The organism is Burkholderia sp. 9120 (assembly GCF_000745015.1).
In the GTDB taxonomy this organism is placed as follows: domain Bacteria; phylum Pseudomonadota; class Gammaproteobacteria; order Burkholderiales; family Burkholderiaceae; genus Paraburkholderia.
In genome coordinates this window covers 2,907,984-2,924,498 of record NZ_JQNA01000002.1, presented here as the reverse complement: position 1 = coordinate 2,924,498, position 16,515 = coordinate 2,907,984, and the positions used below count along the sequence as shown (strand labels likewise).

The 16,515-nt window shown below is 58.6% G+C and carries 26 protein-coding genes; all 26 read right to left on the bottom strand.

The annotated features are described in order from the left end of the window. Positions 1-8 precede the first annotated feature (8 nt). On the bottom strand, positions 9-443 hold the full coding sequence (gene rplO, locus FA94_RS21245; RefSeq protein WP_035554754.1) for a 50S ribosomal protein L15: 435 nt from the start codon (positions 441-443) through the stop codon (positions 9-11). A gap of 29 nt (positions 444-472) precedes the next feature. Further along, positions 473-655 carry a 50S ribosomal protein L30 gene (gene rpmD / locus FA94_RS21240; protein ID WP_007180126.1) on the bottom strand — a complete coding sequence of 61 codons (183 nt, stop codon included), beginning with the start codon at positions 653-655 and terminating at the stop codon, positions 473-475. 10 nt (positions 656-665) lie between these two features. Next, complete coding sequence (gene rpsE / locus FA94_RS21235) at positions 666-1,184, bottom strand: 30S ribosomal protein S5 (protein ID WP_006052219.1); 519 nt, start codon at positions 1,182-1,184, stop codon at positions 666-668. A gap of 14 nt (positions 1,185-1,198) precedes the next feature. Next, positions 1,199-1,564, bottom strand: coding sequence for a 50S ribosomal protein L18 (rplR, locus tag FA94_RS21230; protein ID WP_006052218.1), 366 nt, complete (start codon positions 1,562-1,564; stop codon positions 1,199-1,201). A gap of 12 nt (positions 1,565-1,576) precedes the next feature. Continuing rightward, positions 1,577-2,107 (bottom strand): 50S ribosomal protein L6, encoded by a 531-nt coding sequence (gene rplF / locus FA94_RS21225; RefSeq protein WP_035554753.1) that lies wholly within the window; start codon positions 2,105-2,107, stop codon positions 1,577-1,579. 18 nt (positions 2,108-2,125) lie between these two features. After that, a complete protein-coding gene (gene rpsH / locus FA94_RS21220; RefSeq protein ID WP_006052216.1) occupies positions 2,126-2,521 on the bottom strand; it encodes a 30S ribosomal protein S8 in 396 nt (131 codons plus the stop codon). 14 nt (positions 2,522-2,535) lie between these two features. Then, positions 2,536-2,841 carry a 30S ribosomal protein S14 gene (rpsN, locus tag FA94_RS21215; RefSeq protein WP_006052215.1) on the bottom strand — a complete coding sequence of 102 codons (306 nt, stop codon included), beginning with the start codon at positions 2,839-2,841 and terminating at the stop codon, positions 2,536-2,538. A gap of 7 nt (positions 2,842-2,848) precedes the next feature. Further along, the gene (gene rplE, locus FA94_RS21210) at positions 2,849-3,388 is read right to left on the bottom strand and encodes a 50S ribosomal protein L5 (RefSeq protein ID WP_006052214.1); all 540 of its coding nucleotides are present in this window, start codon (positions 3,386-3,388) and stop codon (positions 2,849-2,851) included. Positions 3,389-3,405: 17 nt separating this feature from the next. Next, entirely contained in the window at positions 3,406-3,714 is a 309-nt protein-coding gene (rplX, locus tag FA94_RS21205; RefSeq protein WP_035554751.1) for a 50S ribosomal protein L24, read from the bottom strand. A 9-nt stretch (positions 3,715-3,723) separates the two neighbouring features. Further along, positions 3,724-4,092, bottom strand: a complete 369-nt coding sequence (gene rplN / locus FA94_RS21200) for a 50S ribosomal protein L14 (RefSeq protein WP_006052212.1) — start codon at positions 4,090-4,092, stop codon at positions 3,724-3,726. Between the two features lie 290 nt (positions 4,093-4,382). Next, positions 4,383-4,655: a 30S ribosomal protein S17 gene (rpsQ, locus tag FA94_RS21195; RefSeq protein ID WP_007180129.1), complete on the bottom strand. Its 273-nt coding sequence runs from the start codon at positions 4,653-4,655 to the stop codon at positions 4,383-4,385. Then, the gene (gene rpmC, locus FA94_RS21190; protein ID WP_007180130.1) at positions 4,652-4,846 is read right to left on the bottom strand and encodes a 50S ribosomal protein L29; all 195 of its coding nucleotides are present in this window, start codon (positions 4,844-4,846) and stop codon (positions 4,652-4,654) included. Before rpmC ends, rpsQ begins: the two co-directional genes overlap by 4 nt. A 10-nt stretch (positions 4,847-4,856) precedes the next feature. Further along, the gene (gene rplP / locus FA94_RS21185) at positions 4,857-5,273 is read right to left on the bottom strand and encodes a 50S ribosomal protein L16 (protein ID WP_013340739.1); all 417 of its coding nucleotides are present in this window, start codon (positions 5,271-5,273) and stop codon (positions 4,857-4,859) included. A 2-nt stretch (positions 5,274-5,275) separates the two neighbouring features. Then, the gene (gene rpsC / locus FA94_RS21180; RefSeq protein ID WP_035554750.1) at positions 5,276-6,073 is read right to left on the bottom strand and encodes a 30S ribosomal protein S3; all 798 of its coding nucleotides are present in this window, start codon (positions 6,071-6,073) and stop codon (positions 5,276-5,278) included. A gap of 11 nt (positions 6,074-6,084) precedes the next feature. Then, the gene (gene rplV, locus FA94_RS21175; RefSeq protein ID WP_197070230.1) at positions 6,085-6,417 is read right to left on the bottom strand and encodes a 50S ribosomal protein L22; all 333 of its coding nucleotides are present in this window, start codon (positions 6,415-6,417) and stop codon (positions 6,085-6,087) included. A 7-nt stretch (positions 6,418-6,424) separates the two neighbouring features. Continuing rightward, the gene (gene rpsS / locus FA94_RS21170; protein ID WP_035554748.1) at positions 6,425-6,700 is read right to left on the bottom strand and encodes a 30S ribosomal protein S19; all 276 of its coding nucleotides are present in this window, start codon (positions 6,698-6,700) and stop codon (positions 6,425-6,427) included. A gap of 10 nt (positions 6,701-6,710) precedes the next feature. Next, complete coding sequence (gene rplB / locus FA94_RS21165; RefSeq protein WP_035554746.1) at positions 6,711-7,538, bottom strand: 50S ribosomal protein L2; 828 nt, start codon at positions 7,536-7,538, stop codon at positions 6,711-6,713. A gap of 2 nt (positions 7,539-7,540) precedes the next feature. Beyond that, positions 7,541-7,855 carry a 50S ribosomal protein L23 gene (gene rplW / locus FA94_RS21160; protein WP_007180135.1) on the bottom strand — a complete coding sequence of 105 codons (315 nt, stop codon included), beginning with the start codon at positions 7,853-7,855 and terminating at the stop codon, positions 7,541-7,543. Further along, the gene (gene rplD / locus FA94_RS21155; protein WP_007180136.1) at positions 7,852-8,472 is read right to left on the bottom strand and encodes a 50S ribosomal protein L4; all 621 of its coding nucleotides are present in this window, start codon (positions 8,470-8,472) and stop codon (positions 7,852-7,854) included. Before rplD ends, rplW begins: the two co-directional genes overlap by 4 nt. Beyond that, a complete protein-coding gene (rplC, locus tag FA94_RS21150) occupies positions 8,472-9,131 on the bottom strand; it encodes a 50S ribosomal protein L3 (protein WP_035562616.1) in 660 nt (219 codons plus the stop codon). Before rplC ends, rplD begins: the two co-directional genes overlap by 1 nt. Positions 9,132-9,332: 201 nt before the next feature. Continuing rightward, a complete protein-coding gene (gene rpsJ, locus FA94_RS21145) occupies positions 9,333-9,644 on the bottom strand; it encodes a 30S ribosomal protein S10 (RefSeq protein ID WP_006998489.1) in 312 nt (103 codons plus the stop codon). A gap of 126 nt (positions 9,645-9,770) precedes the next feature. Then, complete coding sequence (gene tuf, locus FA94_RS21140; protein ID WP_035554720.1) at positions 9,771-10,961, bottom strand: elongation factor Tu; 1,191 nt, start codon at positions 10,959-10,961, stop codon at positions 9,771-9,773. A 48-nt stretch (positions 10,962-11,009) separates the two neighbouring features. Continuing rightward, positions 11,010-13,112, bottom strand: coding sequence for an elongation factor G (gene fusA, locus FA94_RS21135; RefSeq protein ID WP_035554744.1), 2,103 nt, complete (start codon positions 13,110-13,112; stop codon positions 11,010-11,012). A gap of 133 nt (positions 13,113-13,245) precedes the next feature. Then, on the bottom strand, positions 13,246-13,716 hold the full coding sequence (rpsG, locus tag FA94_RS21130; RefSeq protein WP_006053291.1) for a 30S ribosomal protein S7: 471 nt from the start codon (positions 13,714-13,716) through the stop codon (positions 13,246-13,248). A gap of 177 nt (positions 13,717-13,893) precedes the next feature. Next, complete coding sequence (gene rpsL / locus FA94_RS21125; protein ID WP_006998493.1) at positions 13,894-14,274, bottom strand: 30S ribosomal protein S12; 381 nt, start codon at positions 14,272-14,274, stop codon at positions 13,894-13,896. A 221-nt stretch (positions 14,275-14,495) separates the two neighbouring features. Next, entirely contained in the window at positions 14,496-16,343 is a 1,848-nt protein-coding gene (gene recQ, locus FA94_RS21120) for a DNA helicase RecQ (RefSeq protein WP_035554741.1), read from the bottom strand. Positions 16,344-16,515 lie beyond the last annotated feature (172 nt).

Below are 16,515 nucleotides of genomic sequence, written 5' to 3'. Positions count from 1 at the left end.
CTTGCGCGTTACTCGGCGAACGAGCCGCCGGCTGCTTCGATAGCGGCGCGCGCACCCTTCGTCGCACCCAGACCCTTCACAACGACCTTGCGCTTCAACTCGCCGGTTTTGATGATCTTGGCGCTCGTGATCATCTCGCCAATCAGGCCGGCTTGTTTCAGAGCCAACAGATCGATTTCGTCGACCGGCAGCTTCTCCAGATCAGAGAGGCGCACTTCACCAACGAATTCCTTCGTCAGCGAAGTAAAGCCACGCTTCGGCAGGCGACGTTGCAGCGGCATTTGACCGCCTTCGAAGCCAACCTTGTGAAAGCCGCCCGAACGCGACTTCTGACCTTTGTGACCACGGCCAGCGGTCTTGCCGAGGCCGGAGCCGATGCCGCGACCAACGCGACGCTTTGCGTGCTTCGCGCCTTCAGCCGGCTTCAGGTTATTCAATTCCATTATCAACTCCTTGAGTCCTGGTCAGCCGCTTAGCTGATGACCTTAACGAGGTACGAAACCTTGTTGATCATGCCGCGCACAGCCGGCGTGTCCTGCAACTCGCTAACCGAGTTGAGTCGGCGCAGGCCCAAGCCACGCACCGTTGCACGATGCGTTTCACGGGTGCCGATCAGGCTCTTGACGAGCTGGACCTTGACAGTTTTATCAGACATGGTGTCCACCTTAGCCCAGAATATCTTCGACGGACTTGCCGCGCTTCGCCGCGATATCACCCGGCGTCGACTGCTTGCGCAGACCGTCGAGCGTTGCACGAACGAGGTTATACGGGTTCGTCGAACCGTGGCTCTTGGCCACAACGTTCTGCACGCCCATCACGTCGAACACTGCGCGCATCGGACCGCCGGCGATCACACCAGTACCATCCTTGGCCGGAGCCAGGAGGACCATCGATGCGCCGTGCTTACCGTGCACTTCGTGTTGCAGGGTCCCGTTCTTCAACGGCACCTTGAACATGTTGCGGCGAGCCTGTTCCATCGCCTTCTGAACAGCGACCGGCACTTCCTTCGCCTTGCCCTTGCCCATACCGACGCGGCCATCACCATCGCCAACCACGGTCAGAGCGGCGAAGCCGAGAATCCGGCCACCCTTCACGACCTTGGTCACGCGGTTGACCGAAATCATTTTTTCACGAAGGCCGTCGTCGCGTTCGTCAGCCTGAACTTTCGCTTGCATCTTTGCCATGACGAATTCTTCCCTTAGAACTTGAGTCCGGCTTCGCGCGCCGCATCAGCCAGCGCTTTCACGCGGCCGTGGTAACGGAAACCCGAACGGTCGAAGGCGACGGATTCGATGCCGGCAGCCTTAGCCTTTTCTGCGATGCGCTTACCAATCAGAGTGGCAGCAGCGACGTTGCCGCCCTTGCCCGTCTGATCAGCGAGTTGCGCACGCACTTCGGCTTCGAGCGTCGACGCGCTAGCGAGCACCTTGGTGCCACACGGCGAGAACACTTGCGCATAGATGTGCGTGTTCGTGCGATGCACGGCGAGACGCGCGACCTGCAGCTCAGCGATCTTGATACGCGTCTGACGAGCGCGGCGCAGGCGAGATTGAGTCTTATCCATGATTGCGCACCCTTACTTCTTCTTCGTTTCTTTGAGGATCACAACCTCGTTGGCGTATCGCACACCCTTGCCCTTATAGGGCTCCGGCGGGCGATAGCCGCGCACTTCTGCAGCGACTTGGCCAACTTGTTGCTTATTGATCCCCTTGATCACGATTTCGGTTTGCGTCGGGGTTTCAGCCTTGACGCCTTCCGGCATCTGGTGCACCACGGGGTGCGAGAAACCCAGCGACAGGTTCAGCTTGTCGCCTTGCGCCTGCGCGCGGTAACCGACGCCAACCAGCGTCAGCTTGCGCTCGAAACCCTTCGTCACGCCGTTCACCATGTTCGCAACCAGTGCGCGCATCGTGCCCGACATCGCATTCGCTTCGCGGCTTTCGTCAGCCGGCTCGAATTTCAGCGTGCCGTTGTCGTTCACCACCTTCACGAGGCTGTTAGCAGCCTGCGAAATCGTACCCAGCGGGCCCTTGACGGTAATACGTTCGTCGCTCAGGGCCACTTCTGCGCCTTCCAGCGCGATCGGGCTTTTACCTACTCGAGACATGTTTCTCTCCTTTCGGCCTTAAGCGACGTAGCAGATAACTTCGCCGCCAACGCCCGTTGCACGCGCCTTGCGGTCCGTCATCACGCCCTTCGGCGTCGACACGATTGCCACGCCGAGGCCATTCATGACCACAGGGATGTCGTTACGGCCGCGGTACACACGCAGACCAGGCTTCGAGACGCGCTCAATGCGTTCGATCACCGGACGGCCAGCGTAGTACTTCAACACGATGTTCAATTCAGATTTCGCACCTTCGGACTTCACTGCGAAATCATCGATATAGCCTTCGTCCTTAAGGACTTGCGCAATCGCAACCTTGACTTTCGACGAGGGCATAGTCACCGAGACTTTCTCAACCATCTGCGCATTGCGGATGCGAGTCAGCATATCGGCGATAGGATCACTCATGCTCATTTACGTTTCTCCTATTACCAGCTCGCCTTGGTCAGGCCAGGGATCTCGCCGCGGAACGCGATTTCGCGAATCTTGTTACGCGCCAGCCCGAATTTACGGAACGTACCGCGCGGACGACCAGTAATTGCGCAACGATTGCGCTTACGGGTCGGGTTAGAGTTGCGCGGCAGTTGTTGCAGTTCCAGACGTGCTGCGTAATGCTCTTCGTCCGACTTGCTCATATCGCCAATGATCGCCTTCAACTCCGCACGCTTGGGAGCGTACTTAGCAGCGAGGCGAGCACGCTTCTTTTCACGTTCGATCAGTGCCAGTTTAGCCACGGTAACCTCAGTTTCTGAACGGGAACTTGAAGCTGGCGAGCAGAGCCTTTGCTTCGTCGTCGGTCTTCGCAGTCGTCGTGATGCTGATGTTCAGCCCACGCAGTGCGTCGATCTTGTCGTAGTCGATTTCGGGGAAAATGATCTGCTCTTTCACACCGATGTTGTAATTGCCGCGACCATCGAACGCACGACCCGAGACGCCACGGAAGTCGCGCACGCGGGGGAGCGCAACCGTCACGAAACGATCCAGAAATTCGTACATTGCCTGACCGCGCAACGTCACCATTGCACCGATCGGATAGCCTTGACGGATCTTGAAGCCAGCGATTGCCTTGCGTGCCTTCGTGATCACCGGCTTCTGGCCTGCGATCTTCGTCAGGTCGCCAACTGCGTTTTCGATGATCTTCTTGTCAGCAACCGCTTCGCCAAGGCCCATGTTCAGGGTGATCTTGGTGATACGCGGCACTTCCATCACGGACTTGTAACCGAACTTCTCGATGAGGCCGGGCACAACCTTTTCTTTGTAAAACTCTTGCAAACGAGCCATTTTTTTACTCCGCAGCGTCAGGCGCTCAGCTCGGCACCGGTCGTTTTAAGGAAACGGACTTTCTTGTCTCCTTCGACCTTGATGCCTACACGCGACGCCTTGCCATTCGCGTCGACCAATGCGACGTTCGAAATTTGCAGCGGCATCGTCTTGGCTTCCACACCGCCCGTCGTACCCTTCATCGGGTTCGGCTTGACGTGTTTCTTGACGAGATTGATGCCCTCGACAATAACTTTGCTTTCGCCAACGGACAGCACGACGCCGCGCTTACCTTTATCTTTGCCGGTGATGACGATAACTTCGTCACCCTTGCGAATCTTGTTCATCGCGACTCCTTACAGCACTTCAGGTGCCAGCGAAACGATCTTCATGAATCGTTCGCTACGCAACTCGCGCGTGACAGGCCCGAAAATACGGGTGCCAATAGGTTCGAGCTTGGCATTCAACAACACGGCGGCGTTGCCATCAAACTTGATCAGCGAGCCGTCCTGACGGCGCACGCCCTTGGCGGTGCGAACCACCACGGCGTTATAAATCTCGCCTTTCTTCACGCGCCCGCGCGGCGTTGCTTCTTTGACGGTCACCTTGATGATGTCGCCAATGCTGGCATAACGACGCTTCGAGCCGCCGAGCACCTTGATGCACATGACTTCACGTGCACCCGTGTTGTCGGCCACTTCAAGCCGAGTTTCGGTCTGGATCATGGTTTATCTTTCCCAACTTAATCCGGCCACACCACCATGGCGTACCCGGTCAGTCTTGGTCCCGTCAGCCAATCGGCTGCTTGGGTATGAACAGCAGCGACGGCAAACGAAACCCGCCATCGCAATCCGGTGAATCCTACGGAACAGACTGGCGCCCGAACCGCTTCCCCCACCAACTTCGCCCGCGACGGGGCTCCCATAAAAGAGGGAAGACCGAGATCATATCACATAACCCCGGTCTTGCAAGCGAAACTTGCTGCGATTTCAATTACTTCTACAACTTTGCGGCGTCAGATGACGCGAGCAGCCTCGACCAAGCGAGCCACAACCCAAGCCTTCGTCTTCGAAATCGGACGTGTTTCCTGGATTTCAACGAGGTCACCCTCGTTGTACGTGTTCGCATCGTCGTGCGCATGGTACTTCTTCGAACGCACAACGTATTTGCCGTAGATCGGGTGCTTCACGCGGTGCTCAACCAGCACGGTGACCGTCTTGTCCATCTTGTTGCTGACGACCTTGCCGACCAGCGTCCGCTTGAGCGAGGTTTTTACGCTATCGTTCATTTCTGGTTCGCCTTCTCAGTCAGGACGGTCCGCACGCGTGCGATGTCGCGACGAACCTTCTTCAGCTGGCTCGTGTTCGTGAGCTGCTGGGTCGCGAGTTGCATGCGCAGGCCGAATTGCGCCTTCAACAGGTCCGACAGCTCCTTGTTGAGCGCGGCCTGATCTTTCTGGTGAAGTTCGGAAGCCTTCATCATTTGCTCCTTAGGCGCCGAGCTGACGCACGATAAACGTCGTCTTAAGCGGCAGCTTAGCTGCAGCCAGACGGAACGCTTCGCGTGCCAGCTCTTCGGTTACGCCGTCCATTTCGTACAGCATCTTGCCCGGTTGAATCTCTGCGACGTAGTACTCAGGGTTACCTTTACCGTTACCCATCCGTACTTCAGCCGGCTTATGCGAGATCGGCTTGTCCGGGAAAATGCGGATCCAGATACGGCCACCACGCTTGATGTGACGCGTCATTGCACGACGCGCCGCTTCAATCTGGCGTGCAGTCAAGCGACCGCGACCGATAGCCTTCAGGCCGAACTCACCGAACGACACTGCGTTACCGCGGGTGGCGACACCGGTGTTACGACCCTTCTGTTCTTTGCGATACTTTCTGCGTTTCGGTTGCAGCATCGTTATTCTCCAGTCTTACCGTCACCGCCAGCACGACGAGGAGCGCCACGGCGTGCACCTGCCGGACCGCCACCTTCACCATCGCGACGCGGACGGCGATCGCCACCCGGACGTGCATTGCGGCGCGGACGCTTTTCTTCGGCGACTTCTTCAACCACCGGTGCATCGTTGCGGCCGAGCGTATCGCCCTTATAGACCCACACCTTCACACCGATGATGCCGTACGTCGTCTTCGCTTCCGAAGTTGCGTAGTCGATATCAGCGCGCAGCGTATGAAGCGGCACGCGACCTTCGCGATACCATTCCGTACGAGCGATTTCGATACCGTTCAGGCGGCCTGCGCTCATGATCTTGATGCCTTGAGCACCCAGACGCATTGCGTTTTGCATCGCACGCTTCATTGCGCGGCGGAACATAATCCGACGCTCAAGCTGTTGCGTGATCGAATCGGCGATCAGTTGCGCATCGGTTTCCGGCTTACGGATTTCTTCGATGTTGACGTGGACCGGAACGCCCATACGGCGTTGCAGTTCCGACTTCAGCAGTTCGATATCCTCGCCCTTCTTACCGATGACGACACCCGGACGCGAGCTATAAATCGTGATGCGCGCGTTTTTTGCCGGACGCTCGATAACGACGCGACCAACAGAAGCGTTCTTCAGCTTCTTCTTCAGGTATTCACGAACACCGATGTCTTCCTGCAACATCGCCGCGAAATTGTTGTTGTTCGCGTACCAACGCGACGCCCAATTGCGGCTGACGGCCAAACGGAAGCCAGTCGGATGAATTTTCTGTCCCATCGTATGACCCCTTAATTCCCGACCGTCACAGTGATGTGACAGGATTGCTTCTCGATGCGGTTACCGCGGCCTTTAGCGCGCGCAGTAAAACGCTTCAGCGATGCAGCCTTGTCGACCATGATGCTCGTTACTTTGAGCTCGTCGATATCAGCGCCTTCGTTATGCTCCGCATTCGCGATCGCCGACAGCACAACCTTTTTCACGATTCCCGCAGCCTTCTTCGGCGAGAACGTCAGAACGTTCAGCGCCTTGTCGACCGGCAAACCGCGGATCTGGTCAGCCACAAGGCGCGTTTTCTGCGCCGAGATGCGGGCACCGCGATGAATTGCTTTCACTTCCATCATGAGCCCCTTATTTCTTAGCCTTCTTGTCGGCTGCATGACCCTTGAACGTACGGGTCAGTGCGAACTCGCCAAGCTTGTGGCCGACCATGTTTTCCGAGACATACACCGGAACGTGTTGACGGCCGTTGTGGACGGCGATCGTCAGACCGATGAAATCCGGGAGGATCGTCGAGCGACGCGACCAGGTTTTGATCGGCTTCTTATCCCGCGAAGCTGCTGCCGCCTCAACTTTCTTCAGCAAATGGGCGTCGCAGAACGGACCTTTTTTTACAGAACGTGCCATTGCCTACTCCTTAACGCTTGTGACGGCGCTGGACGATCATGCTCGTCGTGCGCTTGTTGCTGCGGGTGCGATAACCCTTAGCAGGCGTGCCCCACGGGCTCACCGGATCGCGACCTGCAGCCGTCTTGCCTTCACCACCGCCGTGCGGGTGATCGACCGGGTTCATTGCAACGCCACGCACCGTCGGACGGATACCGCGCCAGCGGTTCGCGCCAGCCTTACCGATTTGACGGAGACTATGCTCTTCGTTGCCAACTTCACCAATCGTCGCGCGGCATTCAACGTGAACGCGGCGGATTTCACCGGAGCGCAGGCGGACCTGTGCGTAGATGCCTTCACGAGCCAGCAACATCGCCGACGTACCAGCCGAACGCGCCATTTGCGCGCCCTTGCCCGGCAGCATTTCGATGCAGTGGATCGTCGTACCGACCGGAATGTTGCGGATCGGCAGCGTGTTACCAGCACGGATCGGCGCTTCGGAACCGGACATCAGTTGCTGACCGACGGTGAGACCCTTCGGAGCAATGATGTAGCGCCGTTCGCCGTCTGCGTACAGAACCAGCGCGATGTTCGCGCTACGGTTCGGATCGTACTCAAGACGCTCGACCTTCGCTGCGATACCGTCCTTATTGCGACGGAAATCGACGACACGATAGTGATGCTTGTGACCACCACCCTTATGACGCGTGGTGATGTGGCCGTTGTTGTTACGGCCGGCGGTCGAGGATTGCGCGTCGAGCAGCGGCGCGAACGGCTTGCCCTTATGCAGATCCTTGTTGACCACCTTGACCATCGCGCGGCGACCCGGCGAAGTCGGCTTAACTTTAACGATTGCCATGATTACTTGGCCTCCGCTTCAAAGTTGATTTCCTGGCCGGGCTTCAGGCAGACGTACGCCTTCTTCACGTCTTTGCGCTTGCCCATGAAGCGACCAAAGCGCTTGGCTTTGCCCTTCGAAACCAGCACGTTGACGGAATTGACTTCCACCTTGAACAGCAGCTCGACGGCAGCTTTCACTTCCTGCTTCGTAGCATCGGGCGCGACTTCGAACACAACCTGCTCGTTCTTGTCGGCCACCAGCGTCGCCTTTTCGGAGATCACCGGCGCGAGCAGGACCTGCATCAAACGATGATCGTTTTTGCGAATCTCGCTCATGACAGCAACTCCTCGATCTGGGCGACCGCAGCCTTCGTGATCAGGATCTTCTTGAAGTAGATCAGCGACAGCGGGTCGGCGTAACGCGGCTCGACAACCGCCACGTGGGCAAGGTTGCGCGACGCGAGGTACAGGTTTTCATCAACCGTGTCGGTAATCACCAGCACGGAATCGAGACCCATCGCCTTGAATTTTTCGGCCAGCAGCTTCGTCTTCGGCGCTTCGAGCGTCAGCTCGTCGACCACCGAGATGCGGCCTTCGCGGGCCAACTGCGAGAAGATCGAGCAGAGGCCTGCGCGATGCATCTTCTTGTTAACCTTGTGCGAAAAGTTTTCTTCCGGCGAATTCGGGAAGATACGGCCACCGCCGCGCCACAACGGGCTCGACGACATACCGGCACGAGCGCGGCCCGTACCCTTCTGGCGCCACGGCTTCTTGGTCGTGTGCTTGACTTGCTCACGATCTTTCTGCGCGCGGTTGCCGCTACGGGCATTCGCCTGGTACGCAACCACGACCTGGTGAATCAGGGCTTCGTTGTAATCGCGACCGAACACGACGTCCGACGCGCTAACGCCTGCACCTTCCTGACCATTGGCATTCAGGAGCTTAAGTTCCATTATTTCGCTCCTTTCACGGCACGCGTCTTCACGGCCGGCGTAACGAATACCTTGCCACCCTTCGCACCCGGAACGGCGCCCTTGACCAGCAACAGCTTGCGGTCAGCGTCGATACGAGCGATTTCGAGGTTTTGCACCGTTACCGTGTCGTCACCCATGTGACCGGTCATGCGCTTACCCGGGAAAACACGACCCGGATCCTGCGCCATACCGATCGAACCCGGCACGTTGTGCGAGCGCGAGTTACCGTGCGATGCACGGCCGGATGCGAAGTTGTAACGCTTGATGGTACCGGCGTAGCCCTTACCGATCGACACGCCTTGCACGTCGACCTTCTGGCCTACTTCGAACAGCTCGGGACCAACCACGGTGCCGCTCGACAACTCGGCAGCCTTAGCGGCATCGATCTGGAATTCTTTGAGGATTTCACCGGCTTGAACACCGGCTTTGGCGAGATGACCGGCCAACGGCTTCGTCACGCGCGATGCACGGCGCGTACCGAATGCAACCTGCACGGCCGTGTAGCCGTCGGTTTCAACAGTCTTGATCTGCGTCACTCGGTTGTCGGACACGTCCAGCACGGTAACGGGAATCGAATCCCCTTCTGCCGTGAAGATACGGGTCATGCCAACCTTGCGACCTACGAGTCCAAGGCTCATCGTTTTCTCCATTCCCGACTGCGATTGGTCGGGGCTAATTTACAAAATGCCGGCGCCGTTTCGGGCATGAATTCATGCTGCAGCACACCGACTTTTTTGCGCAAATGCGCGAAAAGCCCACTATTATAGCGAGGCCTTTCGTTTTCCGCAAGCAATCAATGACTTAGCGTTGCCCTGCGGACTGGGCAACCGCTGGAAGCCTTATTGCAGCTTGATTTCGACGTCTACGCCGGCCGGCAGATCCAGCTTCATCAGTGCGTCGACCGTCTTGTCCGTCGGGTCAACGATGTCCATCAGGCGTTGGTGCGTACGGATTTCGAGCTGATCGCGCGACGTCTTGTTGACGTGCGGCGAACGCAGGATGTCGAAGCGCTGGATGCGGGTCGGCAGGGGCACCGGACCGCGAACGATTGCGCCGGTCCGCTTTGCCGTGTCCACAATCTCAGCTGCCGATTGATCGATCAGGCGATAGTCGAAAGCCTTCAGGCGAATACGGATTTTCTGGTTCTGCATGACAATTCCTTGGAAAGAGCGAGGCGGTATTGCGCCGCCAGATAGTAAAAGAACGTAGAGCCGGGCGCCCGCTGTGGGCCGGCGCCCGGCTCCGGGCACCACTTACTGCAACTTCAATCCGCGATTTTACTCGAGGATCTTGGCAACCACACCAGCGCCGACCGTACGGCCGCCTTCGCGAATTGCAAAGCGCAGACCTTCTTCCATCGCGATCGGGTTGATCAGCTTCACCGTGATCGACACGTTGTCGCCCGGCATGACCATTTCCTTGTCCTTCGGCAACTCGATCGAGCCCGTCACGTCCGTCGTACGGAAGTAGAACTGCGGACGATAGTTGTTGAAGAACGGCGTGTGACGGCCACCTTCGTCCTTGCTCAGCACGTACACTTCAGCCGTGAAGTGCGTGTGCGGGTTGATCGAACCCGGCTTCGCCAGAACCTGGCCACGCTCCACGTCTTCACGCTTCGTGCCGCGCAGCAGGATACCAACGTTGTCGCCTGCCTGACCCTGGTCGAGCAGCTTGCGGAACATTTCCACGCCCGTGCAGGTCGTCTTCACCGTCGGCTTGATACCGATGATTTCGATTTCTTCGCCGACCTTCACGACACCACGCTCGATACGACCCGTCACCACCGTGCCGCGACCCGAGATCGAGAACACGTCTTCCACCGGCATCAGGAACGCGCCGTCAATTGCACGCTCCGGCGTCGGGATGTACGTGTCCAGCGCGTCGGCCAGACTCATGATCGCCACTTCACCCAGCTCGCCCGTGTCGCCTTCCAGCGCCAGTTTGGCCGAACCCTTGATGATCGGCGTGTCGTCGCCCGGGAAGTCGTACTTCGACAGGAGTTCGCGAACTTCCATCTCGACCAGTTCCAGCAACTCAGCGTCGTCCACCATGTCGCACTTGTTCAGGAACACGATGATGTACGGAACGCCAACCTGACGCGCCAGCAGGATGTGCTCACGCGTTTGCGGCATCGGGCCGTCTGCAGCCGAGCACACCAGGATCGCGCCGTCCATCTGCGCTGCGCCCGTGATCATGTTCTTCACATAGTCAGCGTGGCCCGGGCAGTCGACGTGTGCGTAGTGGCGATTAGCCGTTTCGTACTCGACGTGTGCCGTGTTGATCGTGATACCACGCGCCTTTTCTTCCGGCGCCGCGTCGATCTGGTCATACGCCTTCGCTTCGCCGCCAAACTTCTTGGTCAGAACCGTCGTGATCGCTGCCGTCAGCGTGGTCTTGCCGTGGTCAACGTGACCGATCGTGCCGACGTTCACGTGCGGCTTGGTCCGTTCGAATTTACCTTTAGCCATGTTTCTCTTCTTTCAAAAAGTTAATCGTTGAATGACTTTGCCGCGCGATTACTTCGACTTGGCGTTGATGATCGCTTCCGACACGTTGCGCGGTGCTTCAGCGTAGTGCTTGAATTCCATCGTGTACGTTGCACGACCCTGGCTCAGCGAACGCAGCGACGTCGAGTAGCCGAACATTTCCGACAACGGGACTTCGGCACGAACGATCTTGCCGCCGCCAATCATGTCTTCCATGCCCTGAACAATACCGCGACGGCCCGACAAGTCGCCCATCACGTTGCCCATGTAATCTTCCGGCGTTTCGACTTCCACAGCCATCATCGGCTCGAGGATGACCGGTTGAGCCTTGCGCATCGCTTCCTTGAACGCCATCGAACCGGCCATGCGGAACGCATTTTCGTTCGAGTCAACGTCGTGGTACGAACCGAACGTCAAGTGAACCTTCACGTCAACGACCGGGAAACCTGCCAGCACGCCAGCCTTCAGCGTTTCCTGGATACCCTTGTCGACTGCCGGGATGTATTCACGCGGAATCACACCGCCCTTGATCTCGTCCAGGAACTCGTAGCCCTTGCCTTGCTCATTCGGCTCGAGCGTGATGACCGCGTGACCGTACTGGCCGCGACCACCCGACTGCTTGACGAACTTGCCGTCGACATCTTCCGCCTTACCGCGGATCGTTTCGCGGTAAGCCACTTGCGGCTTGCCAACCGTTGCTTCGACGCCAAACTCGCGCTTCATCCGGTCGACCAGAATTTCCAGGTGGAGCTCGCCCATGCCCGAAATAATGGTTTGACCCGATTCTTCGTCCGTTTGAACGCGGAACGACGGATCTTCCTGAGCCAGACGATTCAACGCCAGACCCATCTTTTCCTGGTCGGGCTTCGTCTTCGGCTCAACAGCCTGCGAAATCACCGGCTCCGGGAAAATCATGCGCTCGAGCACGATCGGATGCAGCGGATCGCACAGCGTGTCGCCCGTCGTTGCATCTTTCAGACCGACTGCAGCAGCGATGTCGCCTGCGTGCACTTCCTTGATTTCTTCACGCTGGTTTGCGTGCATCAGCAGAATACGACCGAGACGTTCCTTCTTGTCCTTGGTCGCGTTCAGCAGCGTGTCGCCCGACTTCGTCGTGCCGGAGTAGACACGGAAGAAGATCAACTGGCCGACAAACGGGTCGGTCATGATCTTGAATGCGAGCGACGAGAACTTCTCGTCGTCAGCTGCGCGACGCTCAGCCTTTTCACCGTTTTCGAGCTCACCCGTAACCGGCGGAATGTCGATCGGCGACGGCAGGAAGTCGAGCACGGCGTCCAGCATCCGTTGCACGCCCTTGTTCTTGAACGCGGTGCCGCACAGCATCGGCTGGATTTCGCAAGCGATCGTACGGTCACGCAGGCCCTTGACGATTTCAGCTTCCGTCAATTCGCCTTCTTCGAGGTACTTGTTCATCAGCTCTTCGCTCGACTCAGCGGCAGCCTCGACCATCTTCTCGCGCCATTCGTTGCACGTGTCGACGAGTTCTGCCGGGATGTCTTCGTACGAGAACTTCGTGCCTTGGGACGCTTCGTCCCAAATGATCGCTTTCATCTTCAGCAGATCAACCACGCCGGTGAACGTTTCTTCAGCGCCGATAGGCACTACGACCGGAACCGGGTTGGCCTTCAAACGCAGCTTGAGCTGGTCGTAGACCTTGAAGAAGTTCGCGCCGGTACGGTCCATCTTGTTGATGAACGCGAGACGGGGAACCTTGTACTTGTTAGCCTGACGCCACACGGTTTCAGACTGGGGCTGCACACCACCCACAGCGCAGTACACCATGCACGCGCCATCGAGCACGCGCATCGAGCGCTCAACTTCAATCGTGAAGTCGACGTGGCCCGGGGTGTCGATGATGTTGATACGGTGCTCAGCGCGGTCGCCGGCCATGCCTTTCCAGAACGCCGTGGTAGCAGCGGACGTGATCGTGATGCCGCGTTCCTGCTCCTGCTCCATCCAGTCCATGGTGGCAGCGCCGTCGTGAACTTCACCAATCTTGTGGTTCACGCCGGTATAGAACAGGATGCGCTCGGTCGTCGTCGTTTTGCCGGCGTCGATGTGAGCGCTAATACCGATGTTACGGTAGCGCTCGATAGGTGTCTTGCGAGCCACTTTGATCCTCTATTGGGATGACGCGATGCGAGAAAATACCCATCGCGCTGTAACACAAACGGGCGAGGCGCTTTGTAAGCGCACCCGCCCGGAATTTCTTTCCGCTTTTTCTGCTAACCCGAACTCGGGAAGCTTAGAAACGGAAGTGCGAGAACGCCTTGTTGGCTTCTGCCATCCGGTGAACTTCGTCGCGCTTCTTCATCGCGCCGCCACGGCCTTCGGCCGCTTCGGAGAGTTCACCTGCCAGACGCAGGGCCATCGACTTCTCGCTGCGCTTCTTCGCGGCTTCACGCAGCCAACGCATCGCCAATGCCATACGACGCGACGGGCGCACTTCGACCGGAACCTGATAGTTCGCACCACCAACGCGGCGGCTCTTCACTTCGACCACCGGCTTGACGTTGTTGAGCGCTACCGTGAACACTTCCAGCGGGTCCTTGCCACCCTTGGTCTGGATCTGTTCGAAAGCGCCGTACACAATGCGCTCAGCAACCGACTTCTTGCCGGAGAGCATCAGCACGTTCATGAACTTAGCTACATCAACGTTACCGAATTTCGGATCCGGCAACACTTCCCGCTTGGGGACTTCGCGACGACGCGGCATGTTTCTTCCTTTAACTTTTCAGTTGGAGCTCTTGAGCCCCGCGGCCACCAACTAACCCGATTCATCTCTTACGACTTACCAGCCCGGTCGGGTGACCACTTACTCGACAGCACCGGCGATTCCGGCACCACCGCTAATACCGCCTTTGCAGGCGACCTGAAACGACAGACCGGCTAATTACTTGCCAGCCTTGGCACGCTTCGCACCGTACTTCGAGCGAGCCTGCTTACGATCCTTGACGCCCTGGGTATCCAGCGAGCCGCGAACCATGTGGTAACGCACACCCGGCAAGTCCTTGACACGGCCGCCGCGAATCAGCACGACCGAGTGTTCCTGCAGGTTGTGGCCTTCACCACCGATGTACGAAATAACTTCGAAGCCGTTCGTCAGACGAACCTTGGCAACCTTACGCAGCGCCGAGTTAGGCTTCTTAGGCGTCGTGGTGTACACACGGGTGCACACGCCGCGACGCTGGGGGCAGTCCTGCAAAGCCGGGCTCTTGCTCTTCGTCGTTTCCGACGCGCGGCCTTTGCGAACCAGTTGATTGATGGTTGGCATTGTTTATTCCTGAAATTGAACAAAATCGACGCATCTGTTTCCGGGCAAAGCAGAAACGATTGCGCATCGAACTTCCGGACCCTCTTGTCAGCGCATGAATTGACTTCGCGCGCAGGCATCCCAAGAACCGGAACCTAGCATAATATTCCGAAAATACTAAGGGAGTCAATAGGTTGCGATGTTCCGCGCCGCTGTCGGTCGGCGAGGACGGCGGCCGAACCTTAGTCCGCAGCGACCACTTCGAGCAATTCGTCGCCGAAACGGTCGAGTTTACGCACGCCCATGCCCGGAATGCCACGCAGATCCTCAATGGAATCGGGGCCGTTACGCGCGATCTCTGCGAGCGTCGCGTCGTGAAAAATCACATAGGCGGGCACGCCGTCGCTCTTCGCCGTTTCGGTACGCCACGCGCGCAGACGCTCCCAGCGGGCGCGTTCGCGCGGCCCCATGCCGATCGTCGGGTCGGCGCGCTCGCTGGTACGGGTGGACGACTGGCGGCTACGCGTCGGTTTCACATAGCGGCGCATGGTGACGTTCTGCTCGCCTTTGAGCACCGGCTTGCTGGCTTCAGTCAGGACCAGTGAGCCGAAACCCTCATGGTCCACGGTCAGATAGCCGAACGCGACCAATTGGCGGAACACCGCGCGCCACTCCGGCTCGCCCAGCGCCGCGCCGATTCCAAACGTGGTTAGCTTCTCGTGGCCACGCTGCATGATCTTTTCACTACTGTTACCGCGCAGGATGTCGATCAGATGCCCGGCGCCGAAATGGAAGCCGCTCGCCCGTTGCGCACGAAATACGCAGGACAGCGCCATTCGCGCCTCACGCGTGGCGTCCCACGTGTCAGGCGGCTCGATGCAGTTGTCGCAGTTGCCGCACGGCTTGCTCGTCTCGCCGAAATAAGCGAGCAAACGCACCCGGCGGCAAGTCGCGGCCTCACACAGGCCGAGCAGCGCGTCCAGCTTGCCGGTTTGCACGCGCTTGTGGGCGTCGTCCGCGTCGGATTCGTCAATCATTTTGCGCTGCTGCACGACGTCGCCGAGGCCGTAAGCCATCCACGCGTTCGCCGGCATGCCGTCGCGGCCCGCGCGCCCGGTTTCCTGGTAATAGCCTTCGACGCTCTTCGGCAAGTCGAGATGCGCGACGAAGCGCACGTCCGGCTTGTCGATGCCCATGCCGAACGCAATCGTCGCGCACATCACGATGCCTTCTTCGCGCTGAAACATCTCCTGATGTTTCTGGCGGATTTCGAACTCCATGCCGGCGTGATACGGCAGCGCGCGCATGCCCTTCTCTTTGAGCCATTCCGCCGTTTCTTCCACCTTGCGACGCGACAGGCAATAGACGACGCCTGCGTCGGTGGTGCCGTCGGGCTTCGAGTGCTCGGCGCGGATAAAGTCGAGCAACTGCGTGCGCGCGTTGTCCTTTTCGACAATGCGGTAGCGGATGTTCGGCCGATCGAAGCTCGACACAAAAATGCGCGCGTCGTCCAGAGCCAGACGATGGATGATCTCGTCGCGAGTAATGTCGTCCGCGGTCGCCGTGAGCGCGATGCGCGGCACATTCGGGAAGCGCTCGTGCAGTACCGACAGTTGAATATATTCCGGCCGGAAATCGTGCCCCCACTGCGATACGCAATGCGCTTCGTCGATCGCGAACAGGCCGATGCGCGTGCGCTCGAGCAATTCCTGGAAACGCGGCGTCATCAACCGCTCGGGCGCCACGTAGAGCAGGTCGATCTCGCCTTCGCGCAACGCGCGCTCGGTCGCCATGGCCTCGGCGCTCGAAAGCGTCGAATTCAGATAAGCCGCGCGCACGCCTACTTCGGTAAGTGCGGCGACCTGGTCCTGCATCAGCGCGATCAGCGGAGAAACGACAATGCCCGCGCCGAATCCGCCTTCACGTCGCACCAGAGAGGGAATCTGATAACACAACGACTTGCCGCCGCCAGTGGGCATCAGCACCAGACAGTCACCGCCGGTCGAGACATGCTCGACAATTTCGCCCTGCTGCCCCCTGAACGCGGGATAGCCGAAGACTTCGTTGAGGATCTGGAGCGAACGGGACATGAGATAGAGGTTGAACAGCGCGATGCCGGTGGGCGGATTTTACCAACCCCTTGGCGCGCCGCCCGAAACGTTTGCACACGTTCGCCGTTCGGCTTAGGAAATCACAAGACACCAGCGCAAGAATCGCCCGTTCCTCGCCCTGTATTTCTCTTGCGCGGGTTACGACACTTCT

What these genes read in the sequence shown, in the direction of transcription:
- rplP (WP_013340739.1), bottom strand. Translation starts at nt 5,273, where the DNA reads ATGCTGCAACCGAAACGCAGAAAGTATCGCAAAGAACAGAAGGGTCGT.
- rplV (WP_197070230.1), bottom strand. Translation starts at nt 6,417, where the DNA reads ATGATGGAAGTGAAAGCAATTCATCGCGGTGCCCGCATCTCGGCGCAG.
- rpsC (WP_035554750.1), bottom strand. Translation starts at nt 6,073, where the DNA reads ATGGGACAGAAAATTCATCCGACTGGCTTCCGTTTGGCCGTCAGCCGC.
- rpsS (WP_035554748.1), bottom strand. Translation starts at nt 6,700, where the DNA reads ATGGCACGTTCTGTAAAAAAAGGTCCGTTCTGCGACGCCCATTTGCTG.
- recQ (WP_035554741.1), bottom strand. Translation starts at nt 16,343, where the DNA reads ATGTCCCGTTCGCTCCAGATCCTCAACGAAGTCTTCGGCTATCCCGCG.
- rpsJ (WP_006998489.1), bottom strand. Translation starts at nt 9,644, where the DNA reads ATGCAGAACCAGAAAATCCGTATTCGCCTGAAGGCTTTCGACTATCGC.
- rpmD (WP_007180126.1), bottom strand. Translation starts at nt 655, where the DNA reads ATGTCTGATAAAACTGTCAAGGTCCAGCTCGTCAAGAGCCTGATCGGC.
- rplR (WP_006052218.1), bottom strand. Translation starts at nt 1,564, where the DNA reads ATGGATAAGACTCAATCTCGCCTGCGCCGCGCTCGTCAGACGCGTATC.
- rplN (WP_006052212.1), bottom strand. Translation starts at nt 4,092, where the DNA reads ATGATCCAGACCGAAACTCGGCTTGAAGTGGCCGACAACACGGGTGCA.
- rplO (WP_035554754.1), bottom strand. Translation starts at nt 443, where the DNA reads ATGGAATTGAATAACCTGAAGCCGGCTGAAGGCGCGAAGCACGCAAAG.
- rpsH (WP_006052216.1), bottom strand. Translation starts at nt 2,521, where the DNA reads ATGAGCATGAGTGATCCTATCGCCGATATGCTGACTCGCATCCGCAAT.
- rplE (WP_006052214.1), bottom strand. Translation starts at nt 3,388, where the DNA reads ATGGCTCGTTTGCAAGAGTTTTACAAAGAAAAGGTTGTGCCCGGCCTC.
- rpsE (WP_006052219.1), bottom strand. Translation starts at nt 1,184, where the DNA reads ATGGCAAAGATGCAAGCGAAAGTTCAGGCTGACGAACGCGACGACGGC.
- rpsL (WP_006998493.1), bottom strand. Translation starts at nt 14,274, where the DNA reads ATGCCAACCATCAATCAACTGGTTCGCAAAGGCCGCGCGTCGGAAACG.
- rpsQ (WP_007180129.1), bottom strand. Translation starts at nt 4,655, where the DNA reads ATGAACGATAGCGTAAAAACCTCGCTCAAGCGGACGCTGGTCGGCAAG.
- rpmC (WP_007180130.1), bottom strand. Translation starts at nt 4,846, where the DNA reads ATGAAGGCTTCCGAACTTCACCAGAAAGATCAGGCCGCGCTCAACAAG.
- rplD (WP_007180136.1), bottom strand. Translation starts at nt 8,472, where the DNA reads ATGGAACTTAAGCTCCTGAATGCCAATGGTCAGGAAGGTGCAGGCGTT.
- rplC (WP_035562616.1), bottom strand. Translation starts at nt 9,131, where the DNA reads ATGAGCCTTGGACTCGTAGGTCGCAAGGTTGGCATGACCCGTATCTTC.
- rplW (WP_007180135.1), bottom strand. Translation starts at nt 7,855, where the DNA reads ATGAGCGAGATTCGCAAAAACGATCATCGTTTGATGCAGGTCCTGCTC.
- rpsG (WP_006053291.1), bottom strand. Translation starts at nt 13,716, where the DNA reads ATGCCGCGTCGTCGCGAAGTCCCCAAGCGGGAAGTGTTGCCGGATCCG.
- rplF (WP_035554753.1), bottom strand. Translation starts at nt 2,107, where the DNA reads ATGTCTCGAGTAGGTAAAAGCCCGATCGCGCTGGAAGGCGCAGAAGTG.
- tuf (WP_035554720.1), bottom strand. Translation starts at nt 10,961, where the DNA reads ATGGCTAAAGGTAAATTCGAACGGACCAAGCCGCACGTGAACGTCGGC.
- rplB (WP_035554746.1), bottom strand. Translation starts at nt 7,538, where the DNA reads ATGGCAATCGTTAAAGTTAAGCCGACTTCGCCGGGTCGCCGCGCGATG.
- rplX (WP_035554751.1), bottom strand. Translation starts at nt 3,714, where the DNA reads ATGAACAAGATTCGCAAGGGTGACGAAGTTATCGTCATCACCGGCAAA.